The sequence below is a fragment of the Lactiplantibacillus sp. C232 genome (assembly GCF_023806725.1).
Taxonomy (GTDB): domain Bacteria; phylum Bacillota; class Bacilli; order Lactobacillales; family Lactobacillaceae; genus Lactiplantibacillus; species Lactiplantibacillus plantarum.
This window is the reverse complement of sequence record NZ_JAMSKZ010000003.1, coordinates 125,933-151,957: the sequence shown is the minus strand read 5'-3', so window position 1 is coordinate 151,957 and position 26,025 is coordinate 125,933. Positions and strand designations below refer to the sequence as shown.

Here is a 26,025-nt window from a genome sequence, read left to right as displayed (position 1 = left end):
TTTATTTAATGATTATTGTCTCAATCAAATAAGGGAGTGCTGTTGATATGTTAAATCGAGTTCAAAAGCGAAACTTAACCAAACGTGATTACGTCACCTTAAGTTCAATGATTTTCGCCTTATTCTTCGGGGCTGGCAACCTCATTTTTCCACTTCACTTGGGTCAGCTAGCGGGCGGTCACTGGGGGATTGCTGCGGCCGGCTTTCTCATCACGGCGGTTTTATTGCCCTTACTATCGGTTTTAGCCGTCTGTGTCACTAAATCTAAGGGCGTTTATGACATTGGTAAACCACTAGGCGCAACCTTTGCCGTTGTCTTCATGGTTCTCATACACTTTACAATTGGCCCCTTCTTTGGAACACCACGGACGGCCACCGTATCATTCACCGTTGGTCTGGCACCGTTTTTCCCAGCAAAGTATCAATCACTCGCATTACTGCTGTTTTCCGCCGCATTTTTCGGACTCGCCTACTACTTGTCCGTTGAACAGAGCAAAATTATGGCTCGGGTCGGCAAATTATTAAATCCATTATTTTTGCTATTATTAGTCGCCATCTTCGCCGTAGCTTTCAGCAGTCCGCTAGCTCATGCCGGTAGCACCAGTGCAACTGCTGCCTATCAGACCGCAGGCTTTACCAATGGTTTCTTGCAAGGCTACAACACGATGGACGCCTTAGCTGGGTTGGCGTTAGGTGTCACTATCGTCACTGCCGTTAATTTCATGGGCCAAACCGACCCGAACAAAGCCGCGTGGGTGACCGCCCGAGCTGGCTTCTTCTCAATGGCCTTTGAAGGCTTGATTTACGTGCTCTTAATCTTGTTAGGCGCGCAATCGTTAGGTCAATTCAAATTATCCGATAACGGCGGGGTCGCCTTTGACCAAATCGTTAACCACTACATGGGTAATGTCGGACAAGCCATTTTAGCCGTGTTGATCATTACCACTTGTTTGACCACCGCTATCGGGCTCGTCGCCGCCTTCGCTCAGGACTTCCATAAGCACTTCGATTTCTTGAGTTACAAAGCCTGGTTAAGAATCACGTGCCTCGCCTCATTTTTAACTGCTAATGTGGGCTTAAATCAGATCATTGCCTGGTCCACCCCCGTCCTGATGTTCCTTTACCCGTTAGCCATGGCACTAATCTTCTTATCGATCCTTTCGCCACTCTTCCACAAGTCAAGTGTCGTCTATGTTTGGGTCGTCGTCTTCACCGTCGTCCCCGCCGTCTTTGATATGGTTGCCGCTTTCCCCGCCGTCGTTAGCCAAAGTACTTTCGGCCAAGCAATGGCGCATGTCCAAAGCTTCTTACCACTTGCCAGCAGCGGAATGGATTGGTTAGTCCCTGCGCTAGTTGGTGCCGTCTTTGGCACGGCCCACTACTTGTTGTTACAGCGGGCAAAGGCCAGCACTGGCATGGAAGTACCGATGAAACGCTAACCGGTACCGTACTTGTTAAACAATTTAACGAATGCCAAATAAGCACTGCCCACTATTTTGTGAGCAGTGCTTATTTGATACCTCAAGTCTAACACGAACAATTATCGCAATGAGTCGGCGTTGTCATGACCGACAACTCCAATCTATTTGAATGTTACTTTCATTGCTGATTGACCATGCTGTACTTCTGTTGACCAATCTTCAGTGTGTGCTGTAACGCGACCAGGTTGCGTAAAGAAAGTAACAACCACATCGTCATAACCACTCTGTTTGATCAGATCACGATCAAAGGTCATCAGTAAATCACCAGCGTGTACGACTTGCCCATCTTGATAATAAGTCGTAAAGCCAGCACCACGGAGGTTAACCGTCCCGATTCCCACGTGAATAATTGTTTCAAGACCGTCAGCTGACACGATTCCTAACGTATGTTTAGTTGAGAACGTAAACCGAATCGTCCCATCGAATGGCGCATAGAGGCGACCATCACTTGGCCTGATGGCGAAACCAACTCCCGGTAAGCCTTGTGGCTGTGCGGCACTTTTGACATCCGCTAATGCGAGCGGTTGACCGCTTACTGGTGCTAAGATTTCAGTGGTCAGAATGTCAGATGCAGGCGTTACCGCAACATCCGCTGCTTCCCCTGTTGCCAATTTAGCCTGTAACTCTTCAACAATTTCGGCATGTTTCTTTTCGGTAATGGTTACTTTGAATGTAAAGACTAACAATGACAAGATTGCACATGCTAACGGCAAGTAAAACGCTAAGAGTTCAAACGTATGAATATTACTTGCAGTCATATCGGCGGCCGTTGCACTACCAGTCATACCAGCAACTAAAGCAATGGCACCGACGATACCGTTGGAAAAGGCACCAGTAATTTTGTCGAGCATCGGCCGAACGGCAAGCACCACCGCTTCATTACGATTGCCATTCTTCAATTGACCGTATTCAATGGCATCGGTCATTGATAGGACCGTGACTAATTGGGCAAAGTTAATATTGAAAAGGACTAATCCGATGATCAATAAGGTCAAATTCGTCTGCGCAACAATAAAGATAATATAGGCTAAAATCATTGAGCATTGACCGAGTGCAAAGAGCACTTTCCGTGGAATAAACCGGTTCAAGATTGGATATAGTGGTGACGTCACAAAACCGATCACAGTTGCGACCGCCCCAGCAATCCAAAATTCACCAGGTTTACCAATCACGAATTTAAAAAGATAGAATAGAACCCCGTTGGTTGTCACGTATGCTAATGAATAGAATAAGTAACCCAGACTGACCCACATAATTTGGTCATTCTTGATAATGCCCATAAAGACACCTTTGATCGTCGTCTTTTGTTTGGCTGCTTCCCGAATCGCATTGTGCTTCTCACTGGTTCCAAAGGCGACAAATAGTGCGGAAATGACTGCCACAATACCGACAATAACGGCAAACGCTAGCCAGCCTTGTGGACCTTGGGTATGCTTACCAGTTGCGATAAAGGTAAAGTACGTGGTAATTGGTACAACGACCATTGTCAGGCCGTTCCAACCGATCGTCCCAGTAAAACTGCCAAGAGCCGTGAAAATTCCCCGGGCATGACTATCTTCACTAATCGCTGGAACCATGCCCCAATACGAGACATCTGTTAACGAATAGAAGACATCCAAGATAATAAATAAAATCACAAAAACAATTGCAAATAAAATCCAGTTTACCTTTGCTAATCCAAAGATTCCTGAGAAAATAACGACTAATAAGACCGAACTGATAATACTCCCAATGACTTGCCAAGGCTTAAACTTACCCCAACGTGTTTCCGTATTATCAACAATATTGCCTAAGATTGGATCGACAACGACTTCCGCTAAACGAATCACCACCACCAGTCCTGTGATTAAACCAATCAACCGATTGGCGATAGCTGGTGCAACGCCGCTAAACATCCCACTAGTGACAAAGACAATAAAATAGGTACTCAACGCACCATAGAATGCCGAGTGTCCTAAGTTACCTAATCCAAAGGCAACACCTTCATTAATTTGATGCCATGATAACTTTTTCTTGGTTACTGGTTGTTGTTCAACATTTTGTGCCATTAATTTCACCCCACTTAATTATTTATTCATCATATAGACTTGAACACCATAGCTGGCCAAGTCTTGCTTGCCACTGACCACTTGATTCTCAAAAATCTGCCGTAACGGCACTTCAAGTGTCACCGTCGTTGGTCGATGACTAAAATTGATCACGAAGTAATAGCGCGTCGTCGCATTCTCTCTAACTTGAATACTTACCTTGGCATTCGCTTTGATCACTGGCAAGGCCGGTTTAAGTGCCAAACTTGTGGCAAGCCGTTCATAGAAAGCATCCAAGAAGTCAGTATCGGTCCGCGCAGCCAAATAATACGCCGCTCCCTGGCCCAATTGATTGACCGTTACAGCCGGTGTTCCAGCATAAAAGTCTTTTTGATACGTGCCGAGGACTTGTGCCGTTGTCGTCTCAACTACATCACAATAATCATTCACTTGATACGCTTGGTGATAAGCAGTCAGTGCATTATGTTGTTGCGGATATAATGTGTCAGTTTCCTGAACTTTAATTCCGTAAGTTGCTTCTAAGTCAGCTAACCCATCACCTTGATAGGCTAAGAAGTCATGATCAACGACGCCCGTAATATAGGTGCCGATCAGATGGCCGCCCTGTTGCACATATGCTTTAAGCTTAGTCGCAAACTGGGCGCTCATCATGAAGTGCATCGGATCAATCACCAAATCATAGGCCGTCAAATCATCAGTAGTCGCAATAATTTCAACTGGAATATCATGTTTCCAGAAATACTGGTAATGTTCTTGAATCGTGCGCCAATACTTTTTAGTTTCGTTAGCGTAGTTGCGGGCATCATCTAAGCCCCACATGTTGTCATAATCAAAGACAATAGCGACTTTAGCTGCAGTTCTGGTCGTTCCATGCGCGGCCTGTAAGCTTTGTAAGTCCTGACCAACTTTTTGAACGTCCTTAAATGCCCGCGTATTTGAGCCACAATGGTTGGCAATGACGGCGCCATGAAACATTTCAGAAGCTCCTAATGATTGATGTAGTTGGAAATACAAAACTGAGTCGGCACCATGGGCAACCTGTTGCAAGCTCCCCATTTCGTGCATGCCTGGTCGTTTGGCACGATTATATGGGTGCCAATTAACCTGTGACGGTGTACTTTCCATAATCAAGTAGTTATCATGCTTGAGGCTCCGCATCACGTCATTCATCAAAGCAGTTTTCATGGCCAAGTGGGCCGTACTTTCGTAACCATTACTCCAATTAGGATATGAATCCCAACTCACAATATCGACATGCTTCGCAAACTTCTGATAATCTAAATCATAAAAGACGTGTGATTCTGATGGGTTGCCACCCATAAAATTGGCTGTCACAGGGATATTAGGTGTCAGCGCTCGTAACGGTTTAATTTCATTATCAAAAAAGTCAATCGTCCGGTCTGTTACAAAACGATGCCAATCCAGGTTAAGTCCCATTACATTCGTATCACCCAGCGGAGACGGTGCCTGAACCTGATCCCAACTTGTATAATCGTGACTCCAAAAAGCACCACAGTAAGCATGGTTCAAATTGGCTAACGTTTGATACTTTTTTTGAACCCAATGACGAAAGGCTTGCTGGCACAAATCACAGTAACAAGCACCGCCATATTCATTAGAGATATGCCATAGCAGCAAGCTTGGTCGTTGACCGTAACGTTCCGCCAACTTCTGGTTAATCATTTGAACCTTTTCTCGGTAAACTGGCGATGTGTAACAGTGATTATGTCGCTCGCCGAATTGATTTCGCTGTCCGTGTTCATTGACACGTAACACTTCTGGATATTTCTCAGCTAACCAGCGTGGACGAGCCCCGCTTGGCGTCGACAAAATGATCTTAGTCCCTTGGGCTTCGGCACGATCGAAAATTTGATCTAACCAGCTAAAATCATACTGCCCCTCAGCAGGCTCTAACTTGTCCCAAGCAAAGATTCCCAATGTCACCGTATTTAACTTAGCAGCCTTAAACGCTTTAAAATCCTGCTTAATCACCTCGGGTTGGTCAAGCCACTGGTCTGGATTATAATCACCACCATGCAAAAATTCTGTTGTCTTTAATGGATTGGACATTCAAACGCACCCTCACTTCTATCAACTTAATTACGCTTTAACAGCTCTTATGATAAGCGCTTTCATTTACGAATGTAACCCGTTTTACTAAAATAATTACTAAATATCAGTAAACACTATTTACGTTTTGTTTATATTCATTACTGCTTTTATTAGCGCTAATGAAAGCGTATTATTATAAGTGAAGCTTTTTAACTCTGGTAATCATCTGTTTAGCAACTTGTTTGTCGAAAGGAGTCTTCCACTGTGCCGACTATTCGTGAAATTGCCGCTAAAGCGGGCTATTCACCGGCAACCGTCTCACGGCTGTTGAATAATGATCCGTCATTTTCAATCTCGGATCACGCTCGCAAAAAAATACTACAAACTGCTCAAAACTTGAATTACGAACAACCAAACACCACTCACGGCCTTGCCTATCAGATAGCTACAATCTTCGCTGTCCAACCAAAACAAGAACTTGAAGATATTTATTTCAGTAATTTGCGTCAGAGTCTCGTTGAACACGGAAAACAGGCTAATTTAAAGCTCACCTTTTATCCGGATATCGACCACATTCCCCACGACATCGACGGTGTGATGGCAGTTGGCGAATTCGATTCTGATGCGCTCCATAAATTGCGCCAGCTAACACCCCACAGAATCTTCGTTGATTCCAATCCAGACCCGCATCACTTCAATTCTGTACAGCCTAACCTCCAAGCAATTACCGAACAAGCCATCGATCAATTGATAGCCGCAGGTGATACGCCCATTGGTCTCATTAACGGCGGCTACTGGAATAAAGATCAACAAGTCACCCATCAACAAGATCCGCGCCAAAAATACTTTGAAAGTCGGCTACGCGAGTTACAACTATTTGATTCGCGGTTTCTATTCATTGGTGGTGAATTCTCCGTTGCAAGTGGCTATCGCTTGGGACAACAAGTCGTGCAATCGTTGAGTAAACAAGCATTGCCCAAAGGGTTCTTAGTCGGTTCAGATCCGTTGGCCGTGGGTGTCTTACAGGCTTTCAATGAAAACAAAATCACAGTCCCCACTGATACCGCAATTATTAGTATTAACGATATCGACATTGCGCGCTACGTTTCACCACCATTGACGACTTTCCACATTGACACAGACGACTTAGCCGCACAGGCTATCACAACATTGAAAGATACGATTATTTTTGACCGTTCACAGAAGCGCATGGTATTAGTTGATGCTAAATTAATTTATCGGAAAAGTTTTGTGAAGCCGACGAATAAATCATAGTTTGACACAAATCAAAGACACTTTTGGTATGCACTTGCTTCAACAAGCGCATACCAAAAGTGTCTTCTAAATTAACCCATTAAAATAATGACGGCTACACTGGGACCACCGCAGTTCTATTAGGTTCCAAAGATTGTCTTTGCCCATCCACAATCAATGTCCCACCAGCTCGGCTAGCAGTGACTGATAGTTGGTGTTGATCTTTTACGACAGTCACGGTACCGCCTTTAATGGGTAACACGGTGTGTAAATGATGAAATTCTGATAACTCAGGCTTGATCTCAAAAGTCTGGTATCCTGGAGCCGTGGGCCGTAATCCTACAAAATGACGACCTAATAAATATATCGGACTGGCTCCCCAGGCATGGCACAGGCTCTTACCATAGGGATCACCATACATGGCATACATATCCTTGCCATGCTGCGACGGATCGAATTCTTCCCAGAAGGTCACGGCCCCGCGATCTAACATGCCGCCCCAATAGTCTAATAAAACTTGGTAAACACGGTGTTGTTCCCCCAGCTTACATAAAGCATCTTGTTCAAAAAACTTAAAATACGGCGTGGTAATTTGAGTAATCGCATTATTCAACAAAACATTCTTTAAAATTAATTGTTGTTTGTTCTCATCAACAACGTCAAACAAAATGGCAAAAATATTAGCATGACGAGTAACGTGCCGCTTACCCGATTCATAACTATCAATAAATGCTCCTTGTTCACCATCCCAAAAGTATTTCATTAAGTTCTTAAACAACTGGTCATACTTCGCTTGGTAGCCCGCCACATCTTTGCCTAAGACCTCACCACAAGTCATAATTGTCTTGTAATCTTCAAGTAATAAGATTTGTTCAGCCGCCACGGTACCCTGTTTATCCATTTCTGACCAATCGACAAAGATCCAGTCATTTTTCCGACCATAAATAAAACCATGCTCATTTGTCTGTTGAATAAAGTATTGCACCATACTCTCTAACTTAGGGTAAATAATTTTGAGAAATTCACGGTCACCCGTCATCTGGTAATGATTTAGAACACCAATCACCCACAACATGGAATAGTCGACAATTGTATTCATATGTTGCTTAATATCATCTTGCCCACGCAACGCTAATAACGTCCGTTTATCAATATCTTCGTTGAAGAAAGAATATTGATTGATAAAATTAGCTTGGTACGCGTCACCAGCCCAAATCCACCGATCACGTTTGATCCCATCGATAAAGAACAAGTCACTGCAAAGGTTTAACGTTTCCGTCGCTACATTCCAAATTTGATTGATCAACTTATTATCAGAGGTAAAACTGGAGGGATTATTTTTAGGAATATATTCGTGCATAGCAGTTAATTCAATGTCACCTAACTGACAATGAGGCACAAAGACATATCGAAACGCACGTTTACGAACCTTTGTTGTAGCTGTAACGTCCGACTGCTTGTAATAACACATCTCAACATCCCGTGCTTCAGTTTCGGACTCCCCGTAACATAACGTAACTGGCCCATTCGTTTTGACTGTGACAGTTCCATTCACAGCGCGACCAAAATCATATAAAACGCCACCGTCAACTGCTTGTTGTGCTTTGGCCACTACTTTTTCTGTCCGATATTCAATCACATTAGGATCCTGGTTACGGTCAGTGTAGAGAATATCGTGACCAGCGGGTAATGTGGTGACAAAATTGCTAGCTAGCCAACCACTATCAGATTTGATAATCTCACCAACAATATAAATCGTCGGCAATCCCTGAACGTTACCAACAAACACTTGAATATCAGTCGCACCCGCATCACAATTAATCGCATGATTTAAGCGATACTTAGTGCCATTAACATCAACATAGCCCGTTCCTTTGGCGAGTACTGTAAATTGTGTGGATTCTTTTAAATCATAGTGCCGTTTAAAATTAACATTACGGTTGCAATCATCAATATACCAATAGGCAGGCCAACCCATCCCACGTTCTTCACGTTTAAAATTTTGTAACATCCCTTGGTGGATTTCAAAATCACCAGGATACCATAACCAAACAGCCTCTTTTGACATGAGCATTATCCTCCTTGATTTTAAATAAATAAGCCCGGCAATGCCCGGCTTACATTTTTAATTCTTAAGTAATATTAATCAGTTTATTCAGAAACCGTTTTCATCGTTGGGTCTTTTAAACCGGTCTTCTTAATAATAGCGACAATGATCACTGCACAGGCACCGAATAGCACCGTACATCCAACCATAATCCATAATAATAGTTGCGGCGAATATCCCATTAATGTTGGCGTTACTAGCGAGAAAGCAGCGGTCAGCACCCGAACTAAGCCATAAGAAAAGCCCGTCATCGTTGCCCGTGCATCCACTGGATAGAAAGTCTGACTCCAAATTTTATAAAGGGCCTCACCACATAATACTGTACTACCAGAGTAGAAAATATAAACAACGGTGAAAATCTGCCAGTCATCGCTAAAGATCCCTGCAGTCACAAAGGAAAGCAATGCTACGGCAATACCTAAATACATCACTCGGTAGCGATACCTAGTGTCTGAAACCTTTAAATAGATCAGGTTAACTAACAGACACACAATATTGGCAATTAATGCCACGATTGTCGAATAGGCTTGCGTACGGCCATCAACAGTCACTAAGAAATAGTTAACAAATGACCCCCACGTATTGGCCGGCAAATTCCAAAATAGATAAAAAACAGTTAGTAGAATCATTGGTACTAACAAACCACCTGTTCGCAATAGCTGACCTAATCGATACTTCTTAACCGATTGACCGTTAGATGCACAGTCCACATGTTCATGGTCAACTAAGTCTGTTTCAATCTGTTTAAAACGCTTTGAAAAGACCCGCACGCACCAATTAATAATTGCCACTAATCCAATCCAACCAAATAAGGCTGCCGGGCTTCCCATACCACTGTTAGCAGTTATAAAACCAATAAACTGTGACAACAAAATGCCCATCGTCCAAAAAATCTGAGTTGAAGAAATTGCCCGACCATAAACTTTACTAGACATCCGTTCCGAAATAACCGCCAATGACGTTGGTAAATCAGCACCAGAGGCCAAACCAGCAATCACAACACCAATAATCAATATCGTCGTATTTTGTGCAATCGCAATAATAAACGAGCCAATCGCGACAAAAAAGATATCAGCATTAAACACCGCGACCCGGCCAAATTTATCCGACAGCCAGCCGCCCACAAATGAACCAATTGCAACCGCGACCGTCAGCATAGTACTTAGTAGTCCGACCATCCAGCTATTCAGTGCTAAATATTTTGTCCAGATAGGTAGCGCTACTCCCAGACTAACGAGCAACGCTGCATCCATATAGGAAGCTAGACCAGCAACAATTATTAAGAGTACGTTTGCTTTACTCAGCTTTACTTTTTCGTCAACCATCGCAGACACTCCTCCTAAACGAGGTACTTATTAATCAAGTACACCGGTGTACAGCTCCAAGCATGACAATAACTATTTAAAATGGGACTCCCATACGGCGAATAATCAGGTTGATTAGGATCAAATGCTTCCCAATAAGTATCCGCACCTAGCGTAATCATTTTGCCCCAGTAATCTTTCATTAATTGGACGGCCTCTTGCTTTAATCCTGCTTCAAATAATGCTTCCGTAATATGGTGATACATATACGGCGTTGCAATACCAGTAATTGGAAACAGTTTCGTGACGGTCGTTTGCATAAGCGCCGTGGTTTGCTCAGGATCCAAAACATGTGCTAGTGTCATCCACACTTGGCTTGCCACATTAACTTCACGCTGATCCCCTGAGACAAATAACCCCGATTGCGAATCAAACAATTGAGTTTTAGCGTACTGGTTTAATTTACGCAGTATCGCTGTATAGGTCTCTAAGCTTGTATCATTAACCAGTTCCGCAAGCGTAATAAATTGTTTTAGCGTATAAATAATAATGGCCTGCCCAGCCGTTTCTTTGTCAAAATCATTTGACCAGTCGATGAAAACCGGATTTTCTTCAGTCAATTTCAATTTACCTTCAGAAGTAACTTGTGCCAACGCCAAATCCATTTGCTTTTTAGCAACACGATATAAATCATTCAAAACTGTTTTATCAGAACTAAACGCCTCATAATCAGCCAAAATTGAAATAAAGAATAGACTGTAATCAAACAAGAAGGTGTCATCTGGAACTGCCGTTGGTTTAGTAAAAACATTGGCAGGAATCCGGCCAGCCGTTGTAGGCATCGCACCGAACAAATACAGACACCGCTTGACCAGATCTGTATCTTTGAACGTTGCATAATTGGCCAATGCTTGTAGCCGAAGATCACCAATCCATAATCGCCGATCGCGCTTTGGTCCATCTTCAAAGACATCCTGCATACAATCAGCTAATGTTTTCAAGCCAACCTCATAAATCCGTTGTAATTGTGCATCGGCTAATTTCGGTTGATGCACTGTCGCAGTGTCTACCGCACTTGTCGCCGTGACCACTGGATTGCTAAAAACAGCTCGCCATTTTGGTGACGTATCAACAACTGTGATCTCAGCATAACGAAAACTATAGCGTCGTGGTAACGTCAGCGTGGTTGGCAGCACATCTAAGTGAACAGTTTCTTCTTGAATCCAAGATTTGCTCAACCAACCGTCGTAATCTTCACTCTTGCGTGCTAATTCTGCAGGCATTTCAGCAAACTTAATCTTAAAACATAGTGGTGCATCCATTGGTGAACCAACAGCGTTAATATTAATACTAAATTGACCAACCTGATGATCGCCAAAATCTATGATAATTTGGTCGTCACGTTTCAACTCATAACTTGATAATCGTTCAATAGGTGCAATTTGTTTAACACCCCATCCTTCAAGGTATTGCGTATCACGCTCGAGCGCCACAATCGATGCCGCCTTAACTTGGGTTTCTTTCAGTATTGGCCGATAGCTTGCCGACTTGTCTAATAATGCTTGATTATGCCGAAATTGAACATCATTATTGATTTGAAAAGTAAACGCCATCTCTTCCACTCGCTTTCTAAATACTTTGTTTAAAAGTTATTAATACCATGTTTCTTTTCCAATCGCATCATTGTCAGCCCTGCTACAAAGCTAATAAAGACAATGGCAGCGAACCCAAACATCGTGTTACGAATTGCTGATGGCACAACTAACGCAGGTGTAATTAAGGCAAATAGGCCACAACATACCCGTGAAAAGCCATTAATAAATCCTTGAACTGATGCCCGAACTTCAACTGGAAATGCTTCCTGTGTCCAAACTTTATACATCGCTTCACCAGCAATATTATTCCCAATGTTGTAACAGCCAATCGTGATGACAATTGGCCATAACGAATGACTACTCATTGCTAGTCCGAGCATTGCCAAAAATTGAACGGTAATCCCAACTAAGAAGAACTTATTACGATACTTACCCCCAGCGACTGATGCAAAAGCCATGGTTGCCAACAACGAGATAAAGTTTAGGACTATCCCAGCACCAGTTGCGAAACTTTGACTCGCATGTGCTTGAACCAGCGTAAACGTTTGAAACTGTCCGAACGTATTGGCCAGTAGATTCCAGCAAACATAGAAGATTAAAATACTGAAGAAGAATGCCATAAAGCGTCCCTTGTTGGCACCAGCGAAGACCGTCTTAATCGAGACCTTCTCTGTTGTCTGTGAAGCTGCTTCGCGATCAATACGCCGTTGTTCACCTTCTTCATGAAATGCTCGGAACTTAGTTGAAAAAGTCCGCCATGCCCAAGTAATCAAGGCAAAAATTGCTAAAATCGAAAAAACAATCCGAGCACCGGAAGCACCGGCCATTTTAGAAACAATAAAGGCACAAACATAAGACATGAAAACCCCAATTTGCCAGAAGATTTGCGTCGACGATACTAAACTAGCCGAGGTCTTATCATCCGGTGCATCATGCGAAACTACGGTTAAACTAATTGGTAAATCAGCACCCGAAGCTAACCCGGTAATGATGACGCCAATCAAAAGCATGATATAATTATTCGAGAAAACACAGATCAAGGCGCCAATCGCATAAATCAGGTTTAACCAATTAAACGATTTAACTAGACCAAAAGATTTTGTTATCTGTCCTGCTAATAAGGATCCAATTGCAATTGCAAAAGTTAGTGCACCTGAAATAATACCAACTTGACTGTTAGTAAGACCTAGTCCGTTCTGCCACACTGTAATAGTCGCGGATAAGCCAACGATAATTCCTGATCCTAAAATGGAACCAATTCCTGCAGCTACTGCTAATGGCCGATATTTTTTCACCATTGAAGTTGACGTCTCGCCGTTATTCATATGAAGAACCTCCCTTTATTTATACGAATATTGTAAGCGATTACTGTAAGGGGTACCATATCTCAACTACATGAATGATCGTGCAAAATCACAGGTTGTACTAAACGATAAATATTAAAGAAGGTTAGTATTAATGACTAGTAAATTTCTCAATTACGAATTATTTGCTCTGACACCGGTTGAGCTAAAGCAACGCCAATCACATGGTAACGTTAACTACATGGACTTAGACTATGTGAATAATCCGATTCCCCAGATGCCCCGCTCAGATTTTTTTAAGCACGGTGATATTGCTGTTACCAAAAATAATCGCTTTTCCTATGTTCCAGCTCACACGCATAGCTTTATTGAGCTTAATTATATGTATGCTGGCACTTGTACTCAGTATATTAATGGCGAAAAAGTGACCCTCCATCAGCACAACCTAATTTTGATGGATAAAGACATTGTTCAGCAAATTGAATCAACGGGCAGTAATGATATTTTGATTAACATCTTGCTCAAGAATGACTCAACGATGAACCAACTTTTCGACTATATTGCCGTTTCAACCAATGAAATCACTCAATTTTTATATAATGCATCCCACATCAATACGTTGCACAACAACTTTATTCTGTTTGACTTAACACACCAAGAAGTTGCCATCAATTTAGTTGAAAGTTTAATTATCAAGGGCCTTACAAAGAGCCGCCAACGTAATAAATCAATGGGCCTGCTGCTATCTACATTAATTCTTGAATTATCGCAATCGATTGAGCAAGAATACATTAACTTTTCTGACAATACGGACGACAATCTTTTGCCAATCATTCAGTACATCAATCAGAATTTCGCCAGCGTGACATTACGTGATGTCAGCGCCAAGTTCTCTTATAATACGAATTATCTGGGTAACAAATTAAAAGAAGCGACGGGCAAGACCTTTAAAGAACTTGTTGACCGCCGCCGAATTTCTGCTGCCCAAAATCTGATGATCAAAACTAACTGTACACTCGCTGACATTTGCGACATCATCGGATATCAAAACACCTCATCACTCTTTCGTCTGTTTAAAAAATACCTAAAGACCACCCCATCCGAATATAAACGAAAAGTTAGTGGCCCACTCAAGCAGTAAAATTGACCGCTGCGACAAACGTCATATATCTCACTAAACTAAAACAACAAGTGCACTCAGATTAGAAATTTCCGAGTGCACTTGTTGTTTTAATTTAAGACCATTCTTAGTATCACGACTAACAATAATTGATCTATTTGGTTAGTACTTCCAGGAACACCTGTGCCATCATCTTGAATTGACGCTTGCATGTAAGCATCCTGCTGTGCCTGGGTATAGTTGATGTCAAAACCATGCTGCCAAGCCAAAACCTCAGTAAACAGCCGCGTCGTGCGGCCATTACCTTCCCGAAACGGATGAAACATGTTGATTTCGGTGACAACTTGTCCCAACGCCTGTGCAAGCTGTTCCCGATCATTCGGTAACATCGCAAAATTATCGAGTTGGCGTTGAATATCCATCTCAGCATTACCAAATAAAGCCACCGGGTGGAAAAACGTCACCACGCCATTCGCAGTCTTGTTGAAATCAACTTCGCGATAGTGACCGGCCCAGTCGTAAATTTCACCGAGCAAAAACCCATTGATCAATTTTAGCTCTCCAATTTGACGTCCTGTCAATTGATGAGAGTCTGGCAGAAGATATTGATTGCGGGATAATTGCTGTTGCCGTTGCGTACTCACTTTGTACTCAATTTTCTGCAAAGTAGCCGCTTCAGTAATGCCTAAGCGATTTTTCAAAATACCGTTTGGTTGTAGGTAGTCCGCCCATACCTTTCTCATTCGGCTTTACGATTGGTCGAAGTACGTATTCTTGCTAGCATCTCTTGTGCGCTAATCGGGCCTTCGTCATAGAAACGACGAGCGTCTTGAACATCTTCCTTAGTCGGCTCAAAACCCTCATACATATTGCTGATAATTGCATTCATGGTCGCCCGGTATTCCTCTTGATTCCGAAACTGCACACCCATGATGGTGAACTTCTGATCATCGTGTTCTAAATACATAATCGTATTCTCCTCCTCGAGGTTTGTCAGTGCGGTATACACCGCATCGTCCGTAGCCAAAATCTGAATCAAACGTACCGCGGTGCCACTTGGTTGGTAGTCCGCTTGTTCCCAGTGCTGCACCGTTCTAACCGAGGTGTTGAGTAACTTTGCCAGCTTTGCCTGACTAATTTGGTAATGTTGCCGAATCTCCTTAAGGATTGTGGCAGTTGTTTTCATTTTCATCACCTCACTCACAATTATACCCTTGAAGGGTACAATTGTCGTTATTATGGCCTCACACCTTAGCAAAACAGACCAACTAATCAGAAAGCAGTAGCATGACCACTCAACCCATTCACGCGCGCTATTCAATACCAACCAGTACCCCATCAAAGTCATGCACCACTTTTTAACAATCGGGTGGCACATTAATTAATTACGATATTTCTGCCAAATTTCACGAACACTCGATGATTTCATTTGGTGCTTTCACGTTCTACCAACGTCGTTCCCAGTTCAATGCGCTGGGCTGCTTGACGATCATCTTGGAATCGGCTCACCAACAAATCGATGGCCGTCTTTCCCATCAGTTCAGTCTCAACATTGACCGAGCTAATCTCTGGATACACATATTCGGCCAGCGTCGTGTTATTGAAACTAAACAACTTGACCCGCTGTGGCACAGCAATATCAGCTTGCTGTAACGCTTTGAGCGCACCGGCTGCCATCGGATCATTAGCGATAAAGAAAGCGTGTGGTAAGCGGTCACCTAACATTTCAATGGCCCGTTTCATCATCAGATAACCAGATTGACTAGTGTAATCACCAGCTAATACATACTCAGCATGATAGGCATGATGCCGCTGCAACGCCTGTTCAAAGCTTTGCTGACGTTGATTGGGAATCTCCACCTGCTGATCAGTGGACCACTCTTTGCCATAAATCATGCCGATATCTCGGATACCACGCCGCCAAAAATAATCAACGACGCGGTTAGTAGCAAACGTAAAATCAGTCACCACACTGCTGAATCCCTGAGCAAAGTGATCGTCATCAACAAAAACAAGCTGGCTTGACAAACGACTCAACTGTTGTACTTGGACAGGGCTAAATTTTCCCACCGCCACGATTGCATCAATATCATCGCCAACCTGATCTAAATTATTCTGGAAGATACTAGTCGTCGTAAAACCACACACTTGAGCTTGATGCTCAATTCCTTTACGAATCGCTAAATAATATAAGTCATCATGTTCTTGAATCTTAGAGTACCACTGAATCACAGCGATATTTTTCCGCATTAGCGCCTTTATATGCTGACGTTTACGCTTACTGTACCGCAGCTCGCCAGCAATCGTAAACACGCGCTTGCGTGTCTGCTCGCTCACTGATAGTGTCTTGTCATAATTTAAGACCCGCGATACCGTCGCCAATGAGACATCTGCTCGTTGCGCAATATCTTTTAACGTTACGGCCATCGTCATTCCTCTTTTCTCTTAATTAGCACTGAATAACAAACGTGGGGCAACTGGGCGTGACACTATTCACCAATCATGACTAGTCGGTAAATCGCGTCTGCAACACCCCGTTGCCCCACGTCTTCATTTGATTAACAACTTAATCGTGCATTGCTGCGACAAAACGATCAAAGGCTGCCTCACCAGCGTCATCCCACTTAAAGACCCCAGCATCGGCCAGAACCCGGGCAAAGACGTTGCCGACCGCCGTATCAATGACAGTCGTCACATTGTCAGCGGTGATGGTATTAGTGGCCTTCAATTGATCAGCCCATGCTTGATGCATCGCGACCATTTGATTAGGCTGATCCAACAAGTATTTGCCGACTTCAGCTAATTCGGTCTTCAACCGGGCTGGTAAAATGGCCCGGCCCATCACTTCAATCAAGCCAATATTTTCCTTCTTGATATGTTGAACATCCTGATGTGGATGGAAGATGCCATCTGGAAATTCAGCAGACGTCTGATTATCACGCAAAACGATATCTAATACGTAGTCATCGCCAACTTTGCGTGCAATCGGTGTCGTTGTGTGATGACGTGTGCCATCCGTATAAGCACGAACATCCACACTCTCGTCCGAATAATTCTTCCACGTCTCATGAATCTTCACAGCGGCATCCGTTAATGCAACCAAGTCCTGACTCGTCAGCCGAATCGTCGACATTGGCCATTTAACAATCCCAGCCTTAACACCCGCGATACCTAAGTCAATCGTGCGTGCAATTGGCGCTTTCATCATTGGAAATTCGTGCCGACCACCTTGGTAATGCTCGTGTGACAGCATTGAACCACCAACAATTGGCAAGTCCGCATTACTGCCCACAAAGTAATGTGGAAATTGCTGAACAATTTCAAGTAAGTTGGTAAAAGTTTGCCGGTTAATGACCATTGGCCGGTGCTCTTGATCCAAGAAAATCGAGTGTTCATTAAAGTAAGCATATGGAGAATATTGGAAACCCCAAGTATTGCCACCAAGTGTTAACCGAATAATTCGGTGATTGCTCCGTGCTGGGTAACCGAGCCGGCCTAGATAGCCTTCATTCTGCATACATAGTTGGCAAAGTGGATAGCCATCTTGCGGTTGGTTACGCGCTGCCGCAATCGCTTTAGGATCCTTTTCAGGCTTTGATAAGTTGATGGTAATCTCTAAGTCACCAAATGGCGTTTTTGCTGGAAAGACCACGTTTTTCGCAATGGCCCGCGTCTTGATATAATCATTAGCTTTGCTTAAGTTAAAGAAATAGTCGGTTGCCGTTTGCGGACTAACCTGATACTTATCCCAAAAACGTTGGTTTAATACGGATGGTAACGGGGTCACAAGATCCATCAATTGATCCGCTAAGATATCTTCATCCGATTGGGTCGCTTCGATCTTGCCATTTTGAATCGCCGTTTTAACCAAGGCATCGGTTAAACTTGTTAATTGGTCATCGCTTGCCGCAATCGGATCACCCTCGCCGACCAAACCAAGAACCCGGTTATGCACATAGATTCGATCTAATTCAGTATATTGCGAAGGCGACGCGATCACCGCCGTGACAAATTGATCCAAACTCGTCATTATGCTTGGCCTCCCCGATCATCATAGCCGGCCGGATGACTTTCTTTCCAAGTCCAAGCCGTCTTGATAATTTCTTTCACATCATCATACTGAGGTGTCCAACCTAAAACAGTACGTGCCTTGTCGCTAGCTGCAACCAATGTGCTTGGATCACCAGCGCGGCGTGGTGCCATGACTGCTGGAATTGGCTTACCAGTGACTTCACGAGCAGCGTCCAACATTTGTTTGTTGGAGAAGCCCGTTGAAGAACCCAAGTTAAACGCATCGCTATCGTGCCCCTGCTTTAGGTATTCCAAGGCTAAGATATGTGCATCAGCTAAATCGACAACGTGAACATAGTCCCGAACATTGGTCCCGTCTGGAGTTGGATAGTCGTCACCGAAGATTTGTAATTGATCCCGTTCACCAGCAGCTACTTGTAAAATAATTGGGACGAGATGCGTTTCTGGTGCGTGATCTTCGCCGATGCTGCCGTCAGGCTTAGCCCCCGCCACGTTAAAGTAACGTAAGGCCACGAATTTAATCCCGTAAGCCACATCTGACCAGTGCATGATCTTTTCCATCGCTAATTTACTTTCACCGTATGGGTTAGTTGGCACTTGTGGGTCCGATTCCTTGATTGGCACCTGCTTAGGTTCACCATAAGTTGCTGCGGTCGATGAGAAGACGATTTTCTTCACATCGTGCTTAGCCATCACTTCGAGCAACTTAACCATCCCTGCCGTGTTGTTATCAAAGTACTTGAGCGGATCTTTCATCGATTCAGGAACAACTGAGAAAGCTGCAAAATGAATGACACCTTCAACGTTTTCTTGGTCAAACACGGTATTCATGAACGCCGTATCCCGGACATCACCTTCATAAAAACGCGCGTGTTCATTGACCGCTGCCCGGTGCCCCGTGACCAAGTTATCAACAACCGCCACGTCATACCCCTTTGCAACCAACCGATCAACTGCGTGTGAACCGATGTAGCCGGCACCACCTAAAACTAAAACTGCCATTCTAATTCCTCCTCAATATTTCTCAATGCTTACTGCTAATTTGTATTTTAAATCAATTCTTTTATTAAAGTTCCTTAGGGCCGTCTGCGATTTCAGCAATGTAGAAATCAGCGTCGTAACCAATCGTGTCGCGATAAACTTTACCGACGTTTTCCTTAAAGGCATCGACTTGGTCCTTATCAACGATGGCAATACCACAGCCACCAAAGCCAGCACCAGTCATCCGCGCACCAAGCACGCCTGGTTGTTTCCAAGCTGTTTCGGCCAACGTATCCAATTCTTTCCCAGTCACTTCATAGTCAAAGTGTAGTGAAACGTGGGAAGCCGTCACTAATTCGCCAAAGGTCGTTAAATCATCGTCAGCCAAGGCCTTAGTTGCGCGAATGGCCCGTTGATTTTCGAAAACGGCATGCCGGGCACGTTTGATTAAGGTTTCATCATTGATTAAGTAGGCCGCTTCGTCAAACTGGTCGTTAGTTAAATCGCCAAGTGATTTGATGTCTAACTTAGTTTGTAATCGGCGTAATGCTTCTTCACATTCGGAGCGGCGTTCATTATATTTTGAATCCGCCAATTCGCGCCGTTTGTTCGTATTCATGATAACGATTACGTTGTTGCCTAACTTTACGGGTGCATAAGAATAGTCCATGGTGTTGGTATCAAGTAAAATTGCTTGGTCCTTTTTACCCATTCCAACAGCAAATTGATCCATGATCCCGGAGTTAACACCAACATAGTTGTTTTCGCACTTTTGACCAATCTTAACAAGATCTAATTGGCTAATACCGAGATTAAAACCAGTGTTTAACATGATTCCAGTTAATAACTCAATTGACGCAGATGATGATAATCCAGCACCATCAGGCATGTTGCCATGGACGTAGAAATCAAAACCATGATCGAATTTAACGCCGGTCTTCGCGATTTCGTCCATCATTCCCTTAGGATAATTTGTCCAACCAGCGGCTTTGTCATATGAAAGGTCGTTGACATCAAACGTGACGATCCCAGCATCTGGAATATTAGCTGAGTACATCCGCACTGTCGTATCTGTCCGGGGTGCATAAACACCATATGTCCCGATTGTAATCGCACATGGGAAAACATGGCCCCCGTTATAATCAGTATGTTCACCGATCAAGTTGATTCGACCAGGTGAGAAAAAGACCCGTTCTGGCTTGGTATCAAAGGCTTCGGTAAACTCCTGTTTTAAGTCGCTAGTATTCATGAAAAATCCCTCCGTAAATAGTTTTACTAAAATTTTATTAGTTTGACTATAATGCTTTTTTTGATTGTTGTCAACACCCCATAAGACCTTTAGAACAAGATTTGGTAACGCTTTACAAATTTATCACGTTATCGATTCAAATTCTTCTTATCGCCCGTTGTCGTTGTCAGTAGTTGTTGTCATTTAGTTAAAGTTTAACTAAAACGACATATACAAATTTAATATTTTGTTTTATGATAATTGTAAGCGTTTTTATTTATGTAACTTTGAAAGGAGCTTCCTCATGCAAGCTAATCTTCAATGGTTAGATGACCCAGAAGTCTTCCGGGTCAACCAATTACCTGCACATAGTGATCACCATTATTATCACGACACAGCAGAATTCAAAACGGGTAGTCGCTTCATCAAGAGTCTCAATGGCGCTTGGCGTTTTAACTTCGCCAAGACACCGGCTGAACGCCCAGTTGATTTTTATCAACCCGATTTCGATGCAACCGACTTTGATACGATTCAAGTTCCCGGTCATATTGAACTAGCCGGCTATGGTCAAATTCAATACATTAACACGCTATACCCATGGGAAGGTAAAATTTATCGTCGCCCACCGTATACCCTCAATCAAGATCAATTAACACCAGGCCTATTCAGCGACGCTGCGGACAACACCGTCGGCTCGTACCTCAAAACCTTTGATCTCGACGATGCTTTTAAAGGGCAACGTATTATCATTCAGTTCCAAGGGGTAGAAGAAGCCCTGTACGTCTGGTTAAATGGCCATTTTATTGGCTACGCTGAAGATAGTTTCACCCCTTCAGAATTTGATTTGACGCCGTATATTCAGGACCAAGGTAACGTTTTAGCGGTTCGGGTCTACAAACGCAGTACTGCTGCCTTTATTGAAGACCAAGATATGTTCCGTTTCTCTGGTATTTTCCGTGACGTCAATATACTGGCGGAGCCTGCTAGCCATATTACTGATTTGGACATCCGACCAGTTCCAAATGCCAATCTCAAAAGTGGTGAGCTCAACATCACTACTAAAGTAACCGGTGAACCAGCCACTTTAGCGCTGACCGTTAAAGACCATGACGGGCGAGTACTGACGAGTCAAACGCAAACCGGTAGTGGCAGTGTAACCTTTGATACCATGTTATTCGACCAACTGCACTTGTGGTCACCACAAACGCCGTATCTCTATCAATTGACAATTGAAGTTTACGATGCTGATCGCCAACTCTTGGAAGTCGTCCCATATCAGTTTGGGTTCCGGACGGTCGAGCTGCGCGATGACAAAGTCATTTACGTCAACAATAAACGGTTGGTGATCAACGGGGTTAACCGGCACGAATGGAACGCCCACACCGGTCGCGTTATCAGTATGGATGATATGCGCGCTGATATCCAAACCATGTTAGCTAACAATATCAATGCCGATCGGACCTGCCATTATCCTGATCAATTACCTTGGTATCAATTATGTGACGAGGCCGGTATCTACCTAATGGCCGAAAACAACCTCGAATCGCACGGGTCATGGCAAAAGATGGGTGCTATCGAGCCTTCTTACAATGTTCCTGGCGATAATCCACACTGGTTAGCAGCGGTGATCGACCGGGCCCGTTCGAACTACGAATGGTTTAAAAACCACCCATCGATCATTTTTTGGTCACTTGGCAATGAATCGTATGCTGGCGAAGATATCGCGGCGATGCAGGCTTTTTATAAAGAACACGATGATTCACGACTCGTCCACTACGAAGGTGTTGTCCACACACCAGAATTAAAAGATCGCATTTCTGATGTTGAAAGTCGGATGTACGAAAAGCCCCAAAATATTGTAGCTTACTTGGAAGATAACCCAACCAAACCTTTCCTAGATTGTGAATATATGCATGACATGGGGAATTCTCTGGGCGGTATGCAATCATATAATGATTTGATCGACAAGTATCCGATGTATCAAGGTGGCTTTATTTGGGACTTTATTGATCAAGCCCTCTTCGTTCATGACCCAATTACCGACCAAGACGTGCTCCGGTATGGCGGTGATTTCGACGAACGCCACTCCGATTATGAATTCTCCGGTGACGGCTTAATGTTTGCCGACCGGACACCAAAACCAGCAATGCAAGAGGTGAAATATTATTATGGCTTACACAAATAATCAACTACACGTTATTTACGGCGACGGGAGTTTAGGACTACAGGGGGCTAATTTCCACTACCTCTTTAGCTACGAACGTGGCGGACTTGAATCACTCGTCGTCAACGATAAAGAGTGGCTCTATCGTACACCCACGCCCATCTTTTGGCGGGCGACAACCGATAATGATCACGGTAGCGGCTTTTCAGTCAAATCCGCACAGTGGTACGCGGCCGATAAGTTCTCAACTTGTCAAGATATCGAATTGACGGTTGACGACCAACCAGTCACACCGTTACCAATCGCGCCACTCAATAACAAATACACGGATCACGAAATCGCCACGAAAGTCTCACTGGCTTACCACTTCGTTACCACGACCGTTCCTAGTACCATCGTCACAGTGACTTATACGGTGACAGCAGACGGTCAGATCAATATCGCCACCCATTATAGCGGTCAGTCTGATTTGCCAGAGCTACCCGCATTTGGTCTGCGGTTTATCATACCAACTACCGCGACCGGCTTCGACTATACCGGTTTGTCCGGTGAGACTTATCCTGACCGGCTGGCCGGCGCAACGCACGGGCGATTCCACGTTGACAGTCTGCCAGTCACACCATACTTGGTCCCACAAGAATGCGGCATGCACATGCAAACTGAACAAGTGACAGTAACGCGATCAACAACACAAAATAACGCTGACCACGACAACACACCGTTCAGTTTGACATTTAGCCAAGCCGATGCACCATTCGCCTTCAGCTGCCTTCCCTATACCGCCGCTGAACTAGAAAACGCAACGCACATGGAAGAATTACCATTAGCACGGCGAACGGTCTTATCAATCTACGGTGCCGTTCGTGGGGTCGGTGGCATTGATAGTTGGGGAACAGACGTAGAATCCCCATATCATATCCCCGCTGATCAAGACATTGACTTCAGCTTTAATATTCATTTCTAAAAGTTATTTTGATTTCAAAAGAACGCTCCGGCGAGTTATTTGCCAGAGCGTTCTTTTAGATTAACGATGATTAAGTTTTAATATGTTTAATGGCTGAGCTTAGTCCTTAGCCTTGAAGTAATGTACCTGCGCCGTAAAGTCACTAGTTTGAACGGGAGTCGTGTAGAGTCCTAGTTGCATCAATTCATCGCCACCGTACATTTTGTTTGTGTCGGTCTCAACGTAGGTCTGCTGAGGGTCTAATCCCGCTAACTTCGTAATATGCGGTTCTGGTTGAACTGCACCTAAAATAACGAAGGTGAACAGCAAGGCTTCTTTCTGATCCGGACTAACAAACATCCACGCCACCGTATTAGATTCAAACGGGCTCTCTAATCGATAAAAGGCCCCGTATTGAACTAACTCACGGTGCTGCTTATAGAAGGCAACCTGTCTTTTAACGGCCTGCTTGTCCGCATCACTTAGTTGGGCCGCGTCCAGTTCATAGCCCAAGGTACCACTCATTGCCACAGCACCACGCATCTTCATCGACGTCGACCGTCCTAACAATTCATCCGGGCTCGTCCCAACATGGGCGGTAATTGCAGAAATTGGATAAACGAGTGAAGTCCCATATTGAATTTTGAGCCGTTCAATCGGGTCATTATTATCTGATGGCCAACTCTGTGGCATATAATACATTAAACCAGCATCAAAGCGGCCACCACCGCCAGAGCAGCCTTCAAATAAGATCTGTGGATAGCGTTTTGTTAAACGCTCCATCAAGTCATATACACCTAAGATAAAGCGGTGGCTAGTCTCACCTTCATGAGTTGAATCGCTATGTGGCGAATAGACTTCCGTTAAATTGCGGTTCATATCCCACTTGATATAATCAATGGGCACCTTATCAAGAACTGCGGTCATTTGTTCAAAAATATTGTCGACAACATCCGGCTGGCTGAAATCAAGCACGTATTCGTTCCGCGATAACGTTCGGCCACGATCTGGTACGCCTAACACCCAATCAGGATGGGCCCGATAAAGATCGGAATCGGCTGAAATATTTTCTGGCTCGAACCAAAGTCCGAACCGCATCCCTTTATCATGGGTCCGTTTGCTAATATCCGCTAAGCCTCCTGGTAACTTGTTCCGATTAACAAACCAGTCACCTAGCGAACTATTATCATCATTTCGATGACCGAACCAACCGTCATCCAGCACAAACATTTCGATACCCAGTGGTGCTGCAGCATCCAAGATTGATTGAATCTTGTCCGCATCAAAGTCAAAGTAAGTGGCTTCCCAATTGTTGATCAAGATCGGCCGGAGATCGTGCTTGTAACGACTGCGCGCCACGCGATCACGCAATAAATCATGGTAGGTTTGCGACATACCATTAAGCCCCGTCGTCGAGTATACCATTGCAACCTCGGGCGTTTGGAAACTATCACCGGCCGCCAATCGCCAGTCGAAGTTATATTCATTGATTCCCATAGTCAAGCGTGTCTGACCAATTGGGTCCCGTTCTAAACTAATCTGGTGGTTACCTGAATAAATTAGCAATGCACCAAGGACATTGCCTTGAAATTCATTAGTATTCGGATCAGCTAGCGCCACAAAAGGATTCATATGATGAGAACTAGCACCCCGGCGACTTTCAAACTGAGTTACACCTCGATGGAGCCGTTCACGACTAAGCTGGCGCTCACGCGCATAGCTTCCAGGTAACGAAATGGCATCTAATGGTTGGGTTGGCAGGTCCATCTGCATCGAAGCCACTTTTTCTAAGTCGACAGCTTGCTCACTGTGATTAATCAACCGGGCGCTACGCGTGATAACTGGCCGATCCCGATAAATCGTGTAGGCTAATTCGAGTGTCACGCCTAATGTGGCATCTCGCAACGTCACAATCAAAGTTTGGGCTTCATCCTCATCTTCGACATAAGTTTGTGGCAAGCCCTTAAGTTCCGGCTTACCGGCTTCCATCCGGCAGTCTTGATAGCGAAAATCAACTGTTCGAGCACCATTGGCCGCGCGAATAATCGCGGCGGGTTGCCGATAATCACCGGTATTATTGCCACCGTATTCCTGTGGCAAATCATCCTTGGAATAGCTTCGATCAGTCGTATTCGGTAAATTTCCTGAGAACCCCCGATCAATCCGGGGATACTGACGCTCGCCATGATAACCCCGAACCCGTGGGCCAAAGTACAAGTGGGCCAACACGTTGCCTGTCTCCACACCTAGAATATACGAGATTTGATCGTTATGCAGGTGAAAGACAAGTTGTTCTTCATCAATGTCAATTAAAGTTTGCTGCAACGTTACTGCCATAGTAAAATCTTCCCTTCGCTATTAGCTTTTTCTATTTCAGTTCACAAAAAGAGCTATTAATGGCTCGCGTCATTA

18 protein-coding genes are annotated in these 26,025 nt (G+C 44.0%); 5 read left to right on the top strand and 13 right to left on the bottom strand.

Features of this window, described 5'->3' with window-relative positions:
• Positions 1–47: 47 nt before the first annotated feature.
• Entirely contained in the window at positions 48–1,439 is a 1,392-nt protein-coding gene (gene brnQ, locus MZO41_RS04720; protein ID WP_003643557.1) for a branched-chain amino acid transport system II carrier protein, read from the top strand.
• 143 nt (positions 1,440–1,582) lie between these two features.
• Here brnQ and MZO41_RS04715 read toward each other — a convergent pair whose 3' ends face one another.
• Positions 1,583–3,529: a sugar MFS transporter gene (locus MZO41_RS04715; RefSeq protein WP_003643048.1), complete on the bottom strand. Its 1,947-nt coding sequence runs from the start codon at positions 3,527–3,529 to the stop codon at positions 1,583–1,585.
• Between the two features lie 18 nt (positions 3,530–3,547).
• On the bottom strand, positions 3,548–5,599 hold the full coding sequence (locus tag MZO41_RS04710) for a beta-galactosidase (RefSeq protein ID WP_013356026.1): 2,052 nt from the start codon (positions 5,597–5,599) through the stop codon (positions 3,548–3,550).
• Between the two features lie 246 nt (positions 5,600–5,845).
• On the opposite strand from MZO41_RS04710, the gene MZO41_RS04705 reads away from it, so the two are divergent.
• The gene (locus MZO41_RS04705) at positions 5,846–6,856 is read left to right on the top strand and encodes a LacI family DNA-binding transcriptional regulator (protein ID WP_003643050.1); all 1,011 of its coding nucleotides are present in this window, start codon (positions 5,846–5,848) and stop codon (positions 6,854–6,856) included.
• A 94-nt stretch (positions 6,857–6,950) separates the two neighbouring features.
• On the opposite strand, the gene MZO41_RS04700 is transcribed toward MZO41_RS04705, so the two are convergent.
• From MZO41_RS04700 to MZO41_RS04685, 4 genes are all read right to left on the bottom strand, one after another.
• On the bottom strand, positions 6,951–8,909 hold the full coding sequence (locus MZO41_RS04700) for an alpha-L-rhamnosidase-related protein (RefSeq protein ID WP_013356027.1): 1,959 nt from the start codon (positions 8,907–8,909) through the stop codon (positions 6,951–6,953).
• A gap of 77 nt (positions 8,910–8,986) precedes the next feature.
• Entirely contained in the window at positions 8,987–10,267 is a 1,281-nt protein-coding gene (locus tag MZO41_RS04695; protein WP_013356028.1) for an MFS transporter, read from the bottom strand.
• 14 nt (positions 10,268–10,281) lie between these two features.
• A complete protein-coding gene (locus tag MZO41_RS04690) occupies positions 10,282–11,859 on the bottom strand; it encodes an alpha-L-rhamnosidase-related protein (protein WP_022638259.1) in 1,578 nt (525 codons plus the stop codon).
• A 29-nt stretch (positions 11,860–11,888) separates the two neighbouring features.
• Positions 11,889–13,166 (bottom strand): MFS transporter, encoded by a 1,278-nt coding sequence (locus tag MZO41_RS04685; protein ID WP_003643054.1) that lies wholly within the window; start codon positions 13,164–13,166, stop codon positions 11,889–11,891.
• Positions 13,167–13,386: 220 nt separating this feature from the next.
• Between MZO41_RS04685 and MZO41_RS04680 the strand changes: the two genes are divergently transcribed.
• Positions 13,387–14,286 (top strand): AraC family transcriptional regulator, encoded by a 900-nt coding sequence (locus MZO41_RS04680; protein WP_225442961.1) that lies wholly within the window; start codon positions 13,387–13,389, stop codon positions 14,284–14,286.
• Positions 14,287–14,375: 89 nt separating this feature from the next.
• Here MZO41_RS04680 and MZO41_RS04675 read toward each other — a convergent pair whose 3' ends face one another.
• The 6 genes from MZO41_RS04675 to MZO41_RS04650 form a co-directional block, all read right to left on the bottom strand.
• Entirely contained in the window at positions 14,376–15,008 is a 633-nt protein-coding gene (locus MZO41_RS04675) for a Fic/DOC family protein (protein WP_128650819.1), read from the bottom strand.
• A complete protein-coding gene (locus tag MZO41_RS04670; protein WP_016511055.1) occupies positions 15,005–15,451 on the bottom strand; it encodes a helix-turn-helix domain-containing protein in 447 nt (148 codons plus the stop codon). Before MZO41_RS04670 ends, MZO41_RS04675 begins: the two co-directional genes overlap by 4 nt.
• A 239-nt stretch (positions 15,452–15,690) precedes the next feature.
• A complete protein-coding gene (locus tag MZO41_RS04665) occupies positions 15,691–16,698 on the bottom strand; it encodes a LacI family DNA-binding transcriptional regulator (protein WP_003643058.1) in 1,008 nt (335 codons plus the stop codon).
• A 133-nt stretch (positions 16,699–16,831) separates the two neighbouring features.
• Positions 16,832–18,295 carry a UDP-glucose--hexose-1-phosphate uridylyltransferase gene (locus MZO41_RS04660; RefSeq protein WP_003643059.1) on the bottom strand — a complete coding sequence of 488 codons (1,464 nt, stop codon included), beginning with the start codon at positions 18,293–18,295 and terminating at the stop codon, positions 16,832–16,834.
• Positions 18,295–19,299 (bottom strand): UDP-glucose 4-epimerase GalE, encoded by a 1,005-nt coding sequence (gene galE, locus MZO41_RS04655; protein WP_013356033.1) that lies wholly within the window; start codon positions 19,297–19,299, stop codon positions 18,295–18,297. Before galE ends, MZO41_RS04660 begins: the two co-directional genes overlap by 1 nt.
• 64 nt (positions 19,300–19,363) lie before the next feature.
• Positions 19,364–20,527 (bottom strand): galactokinase, encoded by a 1,164-nt coding sequence (locus tag MZO41_RS04650; protein WP_003643061.1) that lies wholly within the window; start codon positions 20,525–20,527, stop codon positions 19,364–19,366.
• Positions 20,528–20,810: 283 nt separating this feature from the next.
• On the opposite strand from MZO41_RS04650, the gene MZO41_RS04645 reads away from it, so the two are divergent.
• Entirely contained in the window at positions 20,811–22,691 is a 1,881-nt protein-coding gene (locus MZO41_RS04645) for a glycoside hydrolase family 2 TIM barrel-domain containing protein (RefSeq protein ID WP_013356034.1), read from the top strand.
• Positions 22,675–23,634 carry a beta-galactosidase small subunit gene (locus tag MZO41_RS04640; protein WP_011102183.1) on the top strand — a complete coding sequence of 320 codons (960 nt, stop codon included), beginning with the start codon at positions 22,675–22,677 and terminating at the stop codon, positions 23,632–23,634. The genes MZO41_RS04645 and MZO41_RS04640 overlap by 17 nt, the downstream gene beginning before the upstream one ends.
• A 99-nt stretch (positions 23,635–23,733) precedes the next feature.
• Here the strand turns inward: MZO41_RS04640 and MZO41_RS04635 are convergent, their stop codons facing one another.
• Positions 23,734–25,950, bottom strand: coding sequence for an alpha-galactosidase (locus MZO41_RS04635; RefSeq protein ID WP_058906943.1), 2,217 nt, complete (start codon positions 25,948–25,950; stop codon positions 23,734–23,736).
• Positions 25,951–26,025 lie beyond the last annotated feature (75 nt).